This window comes from Phocaeicola sp. RTP21359st1_B8_RTP21360_211022 (assembly GCF_040911965.1).
Classification (GTDB): Bacteria; Bacteroidota; Bacteroidia; order Bacteroidales; family Bacteroidaceae; genus Phocaeicola; species Phocaeicola vulgatus.
This window is the reverse complement of record NZ_JBDFXP010000080.1, coordinates 1-13,718: the sequence shown is the minus strand read 5'-3', so window position 1 is coordinate 13,718 and position 13,718 is coordinate 1. Positions and strand designations below refer to the sequence as shown.

The window sequence follows — 13,718 nt, the reverse complement described above, 5'->3', positions numbered from 1 at the left end:
ATACAATTCCTATAGTAAAAAGTGCCGGTAACAAATGTACAACTTTCAATGATTCAGGATACTTTTTATACAGATTGATACGGGCAATACCCGAATTATGCACTTGCTTGAAAAACTTCTTCAAATCGGTACGACGCTTGTGCCACACCCATGCTTCAGGGAACAACCGACAAGCATATCCCCCTTGAAAGATACGGATACTGAAATCAATATCTTCTCCAAAACGCATCTTAGAAAATCCTCCCAACGCTTTATATACCTCAGCCCGTACCCCCATATTAAAACTACGGGGATAGAATTTATCCATTTTTTTCTTCCCTCCACGGATACCTCCGGTAGTAAAAAACGAAGTCATGGCATAATTTATTGCTTTCTGTATATTGGTAAACGAATCATGAGCACGGTCAGGACCACCAAAAGCATCTGCCTTCTGCCGTTGAAGCTCTGACTCGACAGCCGCCAAATACCCTTCAGGCAAAATGCAATCAGAATCCAATATGATAAGATATTCTCCATGCCCCCGTTCCGCTCCATAATTGCGGGTCTGCCCGGGACCGGAATTGGATTTGAAATAATAACATATATCCAACCGGTCAGCGTAATTATCTACCACTTCCTTGCACGGAACAGATGAACCATCCTCCACTATCAGGACTTCAAAATTCTTATTCGTCTGCCTTGTAAGACTGTTCAATAACTCATCCACCTCTTCAGGACGATTATAAACCGGTATAATAAAAGAATATCTCATTGCTTTATTTTGATTTTATCCATCACAGAGAAGTACAAAGAAACATAAAAAAGGCGGAGCTTGCAACAAGTTCCGCCTTTTTATATGCATATATAAATAGATTATGCTTTCACACGGCCTACATATGAACCGTCACGAGTATCAATTTCAATTGTTTCACCTTCATTAATGAATAAAGGAACACGCACGGTAGCACCCGATTCCACTGTAGCAGGTTTCAACGTATTGGTAGCCGTATCCCCTTTCAGACCCGGTTCGGTATAAGTAATTTTCATCTGCACTTTTACCGGAACATCAGCAAACAATACTGTTTCTGTAGAAGCATCAGAAACCACATCCACCACCATTCCTTCCAACAGGAAGTCTACTCCGTTAATCAAGTCATGAGCAATAGGAATTTGGTCGAATGTTTCCTGATTCATAAAAATATAGTCTGCACCTTCCATATACAAATATTGGTGTGGACGACGTTCCACACGTACATCTTCCAATTTTTCACCGATGTTGAAACGACGTTCCAAAACGTAACCATTAACCACATCTTTCAATTTAGTACGCATGAATGTGTTACCTTTTCCCGGTTTTACATGCAGGAAGTCAATACAGAAATACAATTTGCCGTCCATACGGATAGCTGTTCCGATTTTAATGTCTTGAGCATTAATCATACTTTTCTTCGCTTATATTTGATTATTATTTCAGATTATATTCACTTATAGCTGTGATTTCGAGTGCAAAAGTAATGTAAATCAAGAAAAAACGCAAAAAGAAATCACTAAAAATGAGTTATCTCTTTGTTTATTTCAAAAAAGTCACTAATTTTGCAGCCCGTTACTCATGGTGAATAATAACATAAAATAAGTATATACAATGAAAAGAACGTTCCAACCCTCTAACAGAAAGAGAAAAAACAAACATGGATTCCGTGAAAGAATGGCAACTGCTAACGGTCGTCGCGTATTAGCCAGCCGTCGTGCAAAAGGTCGTAAGAAATTAACTGTATCTGATGAATACAACGGAAAATAATTCATCTGACCGGAAAAAATAAAAGGAGTGAAGTCGTAGAGACTTTGCTCCTTTTATTTTTCCAACTAAGCCGAACAGCCATGAAAAAGTAACTTAACTTAAATGATCAAATAAGTCAACTGAAACGACCAGGTAAGTTGACTTGCTTGTTCCATACAGTCGGCTTACTGAAAACAGTCTATTTATTTCTCCTTTCTCTCGCCCACTCCATCACATTAGCCGGAGCGCGTTCCGCCAGATATTCCTTCTTCATAAAATCCATATAGGGTGCTACGTGGTCAAAGAATTGATAATATCCCTTACACAAGTAATTCAATCCCGGTTCACCGTCTTTACTTAACATAAAACGATTCTTCGGACATTCCCCATGACAGGCAAACTCATAAGAACAGTTCAGGCACTGCTGTGGCAGACTATTGTGCTTCATCACACCAAAAGTTTCCTGTTCTTTACCATACATCATCTCCACCAAAGTCTTCTGATAAATATTTCCCAATTTATACTCAGGAAAGACAAAATGATCGCAAGCATACACATCACCGTTGAATTCCATCACGGCTGCATGTCCACAATATTTAGCTAATGAACAAACGCCTGGCTGCTGTCCCACCCAATTGGCCAGCGTAGAATCAAACAACTGAATATAGTAATTGCCCACGTCATTCAGTACCCATTCGTCGAAAATAGTACAAAGGAAATTCCCCCACTGCTCGGGAGTAATGGAGAAAGGAGCCAGTTCACCGTCTTTTTGCTTTAATGAAGAAAGCCGAAGACCGTCCGCACGGCTAGACAGTCGCTCGACAATGGGAGTAAACTGTATATAATGACAATCAAGTTCGTCACGAAAGAAACGATAGAAGTCCAACGGATAATCTGCATTATAGTCATTGACCACTGCCATGGCATTCCATTCCACTCCATGCTTTTTCAACAGGTTAATCCCTTTCATTACCTTATAGAAAGAAGGTTGTCCCATCTTGTTCTTCCGGTATTCATCGTGAAATTCCTGAGGACCGTCTATAGAAATGCCTACCAAAAAATTATTCTCACGGAAGAATTCACACCATTCATCTGTCAGCAATGTGCCATTTGTCTGAATGCAATTATCAATGGTTCTACCACCTGCATATTTTTTCTGAAGTTCCAAGGCTTTCTTATAAAAAACTAAAGGACGCATCAAAGTTTCTCCCCCATGCCAGGTAAACAAAACTTGCGGCATGGTTTGCGACTGAATATATTCTTTAATAAATTTCTCCAGTAATTCATCGCTCATCACATGACGCGGCTGTTCCTCATATAACTTGGATTTTTCCAAATAGTAACAATAATCACAGGCCAGATTACAAACCGCACCTACAGGTTTGGTCATTATATATAGCGGCTTTGCAAAAGGAGTTATGGTTGCTTCTTTCATTTGTTTTTCATTTAATTCCTAGTATAAAGAATACAAAGATAAAGCTATTTTTCAATATTCGTTCTTACAGTAACAGGTTTATGCTACCCTCTACCCCCAAAAGGACATTCTTCTTGCCACCCAATCTGTTTCAAATATAAGAGTTCCACCTTGCTTCAAACTCTTGAAACAAAATGAAACTCTGACCCTCTATTTAAAATATCACTTGAAAACGTGTCTGAAACGCACTTAATGACTGATTTTCAAATCCCACTCTATCCGTTATCTTAGTATAAGAGTACCGGAATCTCCATATCATATACTTATTGATATAATAATTGACAGTAAAAGAGACATCGTTCAAACGCCCGCCATAAATATGGGACCGGGTATCCGACATATCAGTATAGTTATATCCGAATACGCATTCCAACGAACCAGAGTCCGGAGTGGCAATACCACAATCCGTATGTGAATATCTATAATTACCACCTATCAGCAAACCTCTCAGTATTCCATACATACCACTCGCTTTATAATTCTTAAAATCCTTTTTCCGGTTCACTTGAAGATAATAATATTGTGCTTCCAATGCCACAGGACCATATCCTGCTATCATCTCCGGTGTAAATTTTATCAGGTTCTTTGCATCCGGAATCAAGGCATTCACAGCTCTGACTTTTGCAATACGCGTCGGGAAATTAGCCCCCAAGTCAAAGCTAGTATGGTTAAGTGTAGATTCGCTATTGTATCTAGGTGTTTCGTAAGCACCGGAAATACCCAACTGAAACAATCTCCCTGTATCATGTAAAGGACGATAGACCAGGCGGCTCATAGCACCATAACCCATTTTACCCAATTCATTGGATTTCTTCTTAAGAGCCTCGCTCTCCACATGAACACTAGCTGTACCGAAAAAATCATTTTTGTCATACACAAACATAGCCCCCATCAGCCGGCTGTTGAAAAAAGCCTCATTACTTGCCGGCTCCTCCATGGTTACTTTCATAGACGAACTAGTAGAACTTTGAAGCCCGAACTGATGTACAAAATTCCCTACACGTAATAACGCATGTGAGGAAAATTGTCTTTCTACAAATATGTCTTTTAAACTGACCTTTCCATACGCATAGCCTATATCCACTTTCGCTTTATATTTTCCATAGGTTGCTTTTACACCTATCCGGGCATCAGGAATCGCTACACCATCTACAAAGTTTTTATTATCTGAATGAAACAAGCCTCCATCCATCAAGATTCGTCCTGTAGGACGTATTTTCAAAACTGATTGTTCCTGTGCATTTACCTGTACGGAGAGCAATATCAGGAGAAAAACTCCTAATGATATAAGATTTTTCATAATATACAGTTTTAATGGTAACCATCCAAGTATCCTGTCAGTCTGTCTCTGATTTTTATCATACTGAGGGCAGTGAAGAATCTGTAAGACCACACAATGAAAGCAATCAGTCAGACTCCTCCTCCCATCAGCATCCGATCAATAGTCATGCTTTTAGGCTCAGCAAATACTCTTGTCCGGTTCATCTAAGAAAAACATTACATTAAATAGTTACGGTTTATGGTTAAGTTATAGGGAATTATTTTTTGGAAACAGACTGAATGAGTCCTGCTTTTTGCAGCTTGGAGAACTCATCTTTCGCCTTATTAAGCTGTTTCACAAAAGCATCGTTGGCATGGAGACGGGCAACAACAGCACTAGCCACAATTCGGGCAGCATCTACATCACTTTGGAAATGATACCCACAAATAACACGACTCTGTCCCATTTCAAATCCTCTTTTCAGAATCTCATTCTGCCTGTCAGGATTGATTTCTGCCAAAACAAGGGCAGTAGCCCATCCTATGGCTGTATGTCCCGAAGGATAGGAACCGTTCGTTGAAAGTTCTTCCTGCTGTTCGGGATTACAAGTCATTTCATTGAAAAAACTAAAAGGACGTACACGCATATAATACTCTTTAGCATGACGGGTAGCCAAATCTCCGGCATCCTCTCTCATATTAATAATGAGCCTATACAGTTCCGGCGTTTTATCCCTCGTTATTTCAATACCAAAAGCCTCCGAAAAGGCAAAGGGAACGCCATCACCATTTACACGGGCATCACTGACAGCTTGTTCACCCCTAGGAGTATCCCTTTGCAATTTCCCCCAGTCGTAACGGGCTTTGTCATACAAGAACAAAATACTTCCTGCTTCAGGAGGAGGAGGCAGTAACTCCAGACTATTGGCAACCTCCGATTCTTCCAAATAATAAAGTTCGGGATTGGTTCTTCTATCCTTTATTTTTTTCTCTTGTGCAAAAATGTTTAATGAAATGGCACAAAACACTAGAAGTAAGGCAAACTTTGTTTTCATGATAAAAGTTTAGTTTAAACGGTTAATTAATAAAATTCAATTGGTTTTTCGAAAAACATTTTAATCATCTACGGAACGTACGACAAACAATCAGAGTGTCCGCATCTGACGGAAACAAAAGTAGTGTTTGAAATTATCCCGAAAATACCTTTTTAATCCCGTTTCCTCCTTTTATATGACCAAAACATCCTAGAAGAGAAAAGGAGGAAAAAAGGAGAGCCGGAAGTGTTTCAGCACTTCCGGCAAAAAAGCCATTCCTCATAACAAAACAGATACACGAAGCCGGCTCTACGAAATACAATAAATTGAGATAACTCTAAAGATGAACTTATTTTCTTCTTGAATTGATACGGTCATAAAGCAGATTGATGACTTTACAATCAAACTCCCCATCAGGATAAAGTTGTTCTATTTCTTTCCTTACATTATACTTATGTCTTGTTACCGTTGCCTGATCCACATCCAGCACTCTTGAAATAATAGCAGCATCAATATCTTCTATCATCAGAAGTATCGTTATAAAATACCTTTCTTTTCCCCTTCGTTTCATAAAGGATAATTTACCCAATTCAGGATATTTGTCAGCAAAATCCAAACACACCTGTTTCAGTTCCTGACGCATATCATCCTCTCCCTCTGTTTTTCTGTATCCCAAGGCATCAAACAGGGTCTTGACTTTTTTGTCAACCTTATGAACGTCCATTTCCAGTTCCTCCCAATTCATCCCGACATCATCCGGATTTATCCCTTTTTTATCCATCAGCGCTTTCCGAGTTCCTTTTTTCCGTCTTTTCAAAAGGAAAAGAGCAAGAAAAGCCGATAGCAGCACCGCTATTGACAGGATGATATACAGCGCATAGGACATCTCTTCTTTTTCTATCGAGATAGGAAGCAAGCCTGATTTACCATCAAAAAGGAATAATCCTGACTTACATCCCAAAACCGCTTTCCGTCCATTGACGGCAATACAAGGCTTGCTAAAAGCCAAATCGCAGAATAATGGTTCTGGAACACCGGCATCATCCAATCCCTTAAAACTCATACCATAATAATAGAGTATGAAAAAGCCCTCATTAGGATTCTTTTCAAGAGCTCCCGATATTGATTTCACATGTTTCACTGGCAACAAGGTCGCATTTTCTTCATTAACGATTCCCAACGAGGTATTCAAGTATTTATTTCTACCATTCATTATCACACCATAAACACTCTCATACCCTGATAAATCACGTATCTGCCAAAAAGATTCCTGCGGCCTGTTTAAAGGTCTTCCATACAATCCTTTGTTCAAGGTCGTTACATAAATACTATCCTCATTCTCACAAATTCCGGTAATATAAGCGTCGATAGTATCTTTCACCCCTTTATCTGACACAACCGGAATAGGAGTTACAATATGGTCCTGCTGTTCATCTATAATACCTAAATATTCCCTAGTACCCACATAAAGACAATGTTCCGCGGTGGAATAATAAAGAGAAGTGATATTATTCTGCCCTTTCGTGTTACTGAACTGCAAAAGACACTCCGCTCTATTGCCTTTAATCTTATAAAGTTTCTTACGCGTAGCAAGAAAGAAAGTATTAGGACTGGTTTCCAAAAATTTTATAATATCATTACCCACAATATCCAAGCCTTCAATCTTTCCTAAAGACTTTGATTTGAATTCCGGATGATTATAGACAAACTTATACAGATGTAAACGAAGATCATCGGTAATAAAGAAAATGGAGTCTCCCGTCCTTTTATCACTAACTGCCAATACATTATTGTCTAAATCTGCCGAGTTCTGTCGCAAGGCAAAAGAAAGCATAGCCTCTCTGCATGCCAGATGCAGAAAATCTTTCCCCATAAAGCCTATCTGCCTGGCGATAGTACTGATACCATTCGGCAAATCATATTCTAAAGTGCAACCGTCTTTGACATAAAGTATAGAATTAGCACTGATAAACCATTCATCCTTGTCGGGTCCTTGAGCATACAAGTAACACCGTCCTTTGCGTACAAGCGTCTTTTTTCCATCGGGAGATATCTTAAAAACCGAATTTTCCAACAAAGCATATACTGTATCATTATAAACACTGACATTGGTAACCAGAGAATCTATAACAGGTCGTTTAAAGTCCTTTTCAAGATTACGGACAACAAACAACCCCTGTTCACTAGCCACATATAGTTTTTTTTCCTTTATCACAACCTTATTCACCCCACAGTTTTTACTACATTTCCCTAGTTGAATGGGAGTGAGTTCATGAGATGTGGAACCATCTTTCAAATTCAATCTAAACAGTCCATTACTAGTCCCCACATACAAACACTGTTTGTCATCATCCAAAGCCATACTATATACCGAATAATTCATCCTCTTATTTTTTATGTAGTAAGTCTGGGTCTGCCGAGAGGATTTAGCCAATAGTTTCAAACCGGCATCTCTTGTTCCCACAAACAGAGAATCTTCACTATATTCCAATATATCATATATACGCCGGTTGCTATTAATGGAATAGGTCTGGCAATTATTGTTCACTTTTTCTATGATACAACCGTCTTCCTGACCAATATAAAGTTTATCCGCATCTGCTGTCGAACGGCTGATACATGATATAGGAGCGTCAAATGTATTGATATTGCAAGTGAGCTTTATAGGTTTCGGAACAAGTGTATCCTTGCAGCCTGTCAAACAGAACAAGGCTAATATAAAAAGAAAGTACAAGCTTTTTTTCATATTTTACTCATTTAAGTGATATCGATTAAACAAAGGCTTTCTACAATTAATCAAAAAGTTGAATATCTGTTATGCTTATGCAAATATAATACGTTTTCTCAAAATCCGGAAAGCTCTTAACAGATTATTAGCTAATTCCTTAATATGCCCTCCATATACAAAAGAAGTTACGTCAAAACCCAGATGATTCTCTCACCCGACTTTTGACATAACTTCTCCTAAAATAAAAAAATATATTAACCTGATTTATTTCAACAATACTCCTATCTCACCGACAGCAGTTACTGCTTTGTTATTTATTTCGGTAACAGGCTCCAGTTTAAAATAACGGGCTGGATAAGTCTTTCCGAAACGTACAAAATAAGGAACAGGATTATGCATGATATTACTGAATTCACCTGTAGCGTCACACTTCATCCAATCCTTACCATCCCGGCTGACATAAAAGTTGTATTTATAGATAGTGCCAGTCAGATCCTCCTCCTGTGCAGGAGCATAACTGAAACCGGCTATTTCCACTTCTTTACCCATATCAACCACCAAGGGAGTTAAAGTTTCGGTTTTCCAAACAGTTTCCTGTTTTCCATCGATGGCTGCGGCTGCATCCATGCCCACTGTTTTCCAACCATCCACCGGGACATCACTCAAGGTTACTTTCATCGTTTTATCAACCAATGGTTCAGCATAATACAAGCCTATGTTACTGATATTGACGGTTCCACGAGCACCCGTAATTGTCACTCTAACCTTTTCGGCATGACTATCCGAGAAAGGCAACAACCGTTTATATCCCACCGTAGTTCCCTCACCCACATGATGCCATGCGCCATTGGCGAACACTTCTACTGTAAAACCTTCCACACGCTGGCCTTTTGTAATATCCTCCTGAATTAAGAAAGTATTAACAAGTGTATTCTTCCTCACCTTATATTCTTTCGTATCTCCTACTTTGGCTGTCCATATCCTATTTCCCTTCTCAACTTTATTATCGGCAAAGGTCTTTTTTATATATTCCGTCAACTCCTTGATACGTTTCACATCATTCTCGTGCATCAAACCACGTTTATCGGGTGGAATATTCAGCAACAAAACAGAGTTACAACCCACAGAACGATAATAAATATTCACCAAGTTGGCAAGTGAACGAACTTGATTATCCTGTTCGGCATGATAGAACCATCCCGGACGGATAGAAACATCAACTTCAGAAGGATACCAGAACAAATCCGATGCTTTAGATACCAATTCACGGCTTCCCAAATCCTTGGACATAGCATTTATGCCCAATCTCTTATAGACTTCATCAGAACCCGGATAAGAATTAGGCATCAAAGCCGTTGCACTCCATTCCGTGGTACGTCCCAATCCACCTTCATTACCTACCCAACGCACATCATCGCCCATGATAGCGGTAACTGCCTTAGGTTGAAGACGACGGATAGTCTTCAAAATAGCGTCCCAATCATATTCCTGCTTCTTTCCGTTAGGTCCTTCGCCGTTAGCTCCATCAAACCATACCTCATGCACTTCTCCGTAATTGGTAAGCAGTTCAGTCAGCTGTTCGATGAAAAACTTATTATAAGCTTCTCCTTGTCCGTAACATTCCGCATTACGATCCCAAGGAGAAAGATAGACTCCGAATTTCAATCCATACTTGTCACAAGCTTTGCGGAGTTCCTGTACCACATCCCCTTTTCCGTTTTTCCATGGAGAAGAAGCAACAGAATGCTTGGTTGTCCGGGTAGGCCACAAACAGAAACCATCATGATGCTTGGCAGTAATGATAGCCATTTTGAAGCCACCTTCCTTCAGAGCTCTTACCCATTGTTCACAATCCAATTCGGTAGGATTGAAAATGGCCGGATCTTCTTTACCATCTCCCCATTCACGGCCTGTAAAGGTATTAATACCAAAATGAAGGAAACAAGTGAATTCCATTTGTTGCCATGCCAACTGTTGCGGTGTAGGCACCAAACGGGAAGCCATATCTATCTTCTGTTCCGTAGTCGCTCCTGCCGGAAAAGCTACGTGTTTCTCATAATACTCCTGTGCCTGAGTTCCCAGAAAAGCACAAAGTAAGGCTGCGGTTAGAATCGTTTTTCTCATTTTTCTTTATTACTAGGTTATTTTAATGGACGAATCATAAACTCAAACGTATGCTTCTCCACCGGAACACGATATGGCGGCAATACCCCCGGACCACAAGTCGCAGTACCTACCCCCGACTGTTCCGCATCTAAGTGAACATTTATAATCCCTGTTCTCTCAAGTTTATTAATATGAGTAGCTTTATCTACATTAGAATCCGTAAATGGAATAACACTGAACTGAAACACTTTATCCGAACGGAAAGACAAACCTTCTCCTGCCTCATCCGCCAATTCCATCCAACGCACATCCGTACGGTTTCCTGTAGCCTGGGGCTTCACATAATAATGGAACATACGTTCTGCATCTGTATGGTAAATTCCAATACATCCAGACTGATTACGGTCTATATAAGTTTCATGTTCACCACGTCCCAAATAAGAAACCTTGTTATAGGCATACGGCATTTCAAATGCCAGGCCCACTCTAGCCAATGAAGTAACAGCAGAAGTATCCGGCAGGAAAGTTGTCTTTACTTTTAATGCACCATTGCTCTGCAAAGTATATACAAAGGTAGCCATTCCCAACTTTACGCCTTTAGCATTCCATAATTCTACTTCCGCTTTACCACCTGTTTCAGATGCTTTGACAAAAGTAGCTTTTTGAATCATATTATCCAAACCTTCTTTCCTCCAAACTTTGGCTCCTCCTGTTTTTTCCCTGCTGTCATTGTCCGTAACAGGACGATAAAGGCTGAGAACTACAGGAGATGAAAGCATCTCTTTACCTTTATATATATAAGAGCGTAAAGCGCCGGTTGCAGGATCAATATCTATCTTCACCTTATCAGCCAATTTGATTTCCGGCGCACGATACCCTTTGTTGGCAGACAGTACAAACTGGTCATAGGCCACTTCGTCATGAGTTCCAATAAAGGGAGTTGCCTTATCAGGCGTCCAAGACAGATTCAAATAAGCCTCACGAATCGTAGAAGGCAACTTTACAGCACCCAAAGAGAATGTTACAGCCTCATGAGGGGCACAGTCTGCTTTTCGAGTTCCTTCTGCTATCACTTTCCCATCATCCCCCATGACCTGCCAGTGCAACGTATAGGCATTCAAATTGGTAAAGTCATACCAGTTCTTGACTTCCACTGTCAGCTTCTTAGGATCGGTCAGTGCCGATTTGATATATTGATACTCCTTCTTCACTTCAATGAGATGCGGATGCGGTTCGCGGGCTGCATTGACCAACCCGTTACAACAGAAATTGCCAAAGCTGGGCACATCCTTCGGACCATAATCCCCACCATAACTCCAATACCATTTACCATCCTTATCTATCTCGCGGAAAGATTGATCCACCCAATCCCAGATACAACCTCCCTGAACAATCGGTTCGGTTTCGAATACATGCATATATTCCTTTAATCCTCCGCCACTATTACCCATAGTATGCAGATACTCTGTCATGATGAAAGGACGATAGACTTTAGGTTCTGTCTGGCGGGCATAGGCCATGAGTTCTTCCACGCTGCGATACATACGGCAATAGATATCGGTATTATAATTCTGTTCGGCCCGTTCATATTGTACAGGACGACTTTTCTCCACTGACTTCATCCAGTCATATGTACGTTCGAAGTTAATACCGTTTCCGGCTTCATTCCCCAATGACCAGATGACGATAGCCGGATGATTCTTGGAACGCTCATACATACGTTGGGTACGATCCATGTGGGCAGGCAACCAAGTGGAATCTTTGGCCAATGAAGCAGGTCCATACCCCATGCCATGTGATTCAATATTAGCTTCATCTATCATATAAAGTCCATAACGATCACAAAGCTGATACCAATAAGGATGGGTAGGATAGTGCGAATTGCGAACCGTATTGATATTATGCTGTTTCATCAATTTGATATCTTTTTCCATCAGTTCCTTGCTTACAGTCCGTCCTAATTGGGAATGTTCATGACGGTTCGTTCCCTTTACCAAGACCGGCACACCATTGATGCAAAAACGTCCGTCCTTAATTTCCGAAGTGCGGAAACCTACTTCACATCCGGTAAGTTCCGTTACTTTACCTGTTACATCTTTCAATTCCAGGATCAGCGTATAAAGATTCGGATGCTCAGCACTCCAGACTTCCACATCCGGCAAACTTTGTTCATCCAACTTCAAGAAATGGCTCAATCCCTTCGATTTGATAGGATATTCACCTTGCAGAACCGCCTTACCGGTTTTATCTTCCAGTCGGTAAGCAAAGGTAGTCATGGAAGTAGAAGGTCCTTCAATGGTAGCTTCCAAACCGAAAATACCTTCTTTATATTGTTGTTTGTCTAAAGAAGAGGTTACTTTGTAATCGGCTATATACTGTTTAGGAGTGCTGTAAAGATACACATCACGTTCAATACCACTCAACCGCCACATATCCTGGCACTCCAAATACGATCCGGCACTCCAACGGTAAACCTCCAATGCCACCGTATTCTCACCTTTCTTCAATTTATCAGTGATATCCCATTCGGCTGGTGTCTTTGAACCTTGATTATAGCCCAACAGATGTCCGTTCACCCAAATATAGTAAAAAGAAATCACTCCTTCACAACAGATAACCACACGGCGGTCTTCCCAATCGGCAGGAATTGTAAAGGTACGTCTGTAGGAACCGACTTCATTCTCTTTATATGGAACTAAAGGCGGATTCTTTTTAAAATGGAACAGTTTGTCATCGAACTCATAGGTTTCGTTTACATAAATAGCTGTTCCATATCCTTGACGTTCCCAATTGCCGGGAACCTGAATATCCGCCCATCCTCCTGTATAAAACTCCGGTTTATAAAAATCCTTCGGACGGTTATCGGGATTCTTTACCCAATGGAATTTCCAACTACCGTTCAGACTCATGTAATAAGGAGAAGATTCATAATCTCCGTTACGGATATCAGATACGGTTTGATAAGGCCACACATAAGTATGAGGGGCCAGTTTGTTCAGTCCGACAGCATATTGGCTCTGCCATTCGGGTTGTTGTTGCGCCATTACTGGAAATATAACCAGAGCAGCCAAAAAATATAATAATGTATTTCTCATATATCTATTTATTCTATCATTACCTCATCAAAATAAATCCTTGCCTCTTGTCCGGGGCGTACATGGGTTGCAGGACACTCTCCGGCTCCTTTAGCAATAATCCGCACATAACGGCCAATTTCCTTATTCAAATCAAGTACCACATCCTCTTTGAAAGTCCCTTCACGGAAAATCTCTCCATCCGTGAACTGTTTACCGGATACTTTACGATAATCCCGATTATCATTTGAAACCCACACTTCAATATCTGCCGGTTTATGGGCTG

The 13,718-nt window shown here is 40.4% G+C and carries 9 protein-coding genes and 1 pseudogene; 1 reads left to right on the top strand and 9 read right to left on the bottom strand.

The features are described from left to right. Both AB5062_RS21915 and efp read right to left on the bottom strand, forming a co-directional pair. Positions 1-751: glycosyltransferase family 2 protein (locus AB5062_RS21915; protein WP_368331273.1), on the bottom strand; the 751-nt coding region annotated here is incomplete at its 3' end. Positions 752-852: 101 nt separating this feature from the next. After that, positions 853-1,419, bottom strand: a complete 567-nt coding sequence (efp, locus tag AB5062_RS21910; protein WP_005840678.1) for an elongation factor P — start codon at positions 1,417-1,419, stop codon at positions 853-855. Between the two features lie 202 nt (positions 1,420-1,621). Here efp and rpmH point away from each other — a divergent pair, with 202 nt between their 5' ends. Further along, positions 1,622-1,777 carry a 50S ribosomal protein L34 gene (rpmH, locus tag AB5062_RS21905; RefSeq protein ID WP_005840676.1) on the top strand — a complete coding sequence of 52 codons (156 nt, stop codon included), beginning with the start codon at positions 1,622-1,624 and terminating at the stop codon, positions 1,775-1,777. Between the two features lie 178 nt (positions 1,778-1,955). On the opposite strand, the gene AB5062_RS21900 is transcribed toward rpmH, so the two are convergent. The 7 genes and pseudogenes from AB5062_RS21900 to AB5062_RS21870 form a co-directional block, all read right to left on the bottom strand. Further along, complete coding sequence (locus AB5062_RS21900) at positions 1,956-3,191, bottom strand: anaerobic sulfatase-maturation protein (protein ID WP_005850852.1); 1,236 nt, start codon at positions 3,189-3,191, stop codon at positions 1,956-1,958. A 193-nt stretch (positions 3,192-3,384) separates the two neighbouring features. Next, entirely contained in the window at positions 3,385-4,530 is a 1,146-nt protein-coding gene (locus tag AB5062_RS21895; protein WP_022508184.1) for an OprO/OprP family phosphate-selective porin, read from the bottom strand. A 238-nt stretch (positions 4,531-4,768) separates the two neighbouring features. Then, positions 4,769-5,545, bottom strand: coding sequence for a phosphatase PAP2 family protein (locus AB5062_RS21890; RefSeq protein WP_005840261.1), 777 nt, complete (start codon positions 5,543-5,545; stop codon positions 4,769-4,771). A gap of 328 nt (positions 5,546-5,873) precedes the next feature. Next, positions 5,874-8,270: a hypothetical protein gene (locus tag AB5062_RS21885; RefSeq protein ID WP_032953087.1), complete on the bottom strand. Its 2,397-nt coding sequence runs from the start codon at positions 8,268-8,270 to the stop codon at positions 5,874-5,876. Between the two features lie 246 nt (positions 8,271-8,516). Then, positions 8,517-10,376, bottom strand: coding sequence for an alpha-L-fucosidase (locus tag AB5062_RS21880; RefSeq protein ID WP_005840273.1), 1,860 nt, complete (start codon positions 10,374-10,376; stop codon positions 8,517-8,519). 17 nt (positions 10,377-10,393) lie between these two features. After that, on the bottom strand, positions 10,394-13,453 hold the full coding sequence (locus AB5062_RS21875; protein WP_005840275.1) for a glycoside hydrolase family 2 TIM barrel-domain containing protein: 3,060 nt from the start codon (positions 13,451-13,453) through the stop codon (positions 10,394-10,396). An 8-nt stretch (positions 13,454-13,461) separates the two neighbouring features. Then, a pseudogene (locus AB5062_RS21870) lies at positions 13,462-13,718 on the bottom strand (beta-hexosaminidase); the annotation flags it as partial.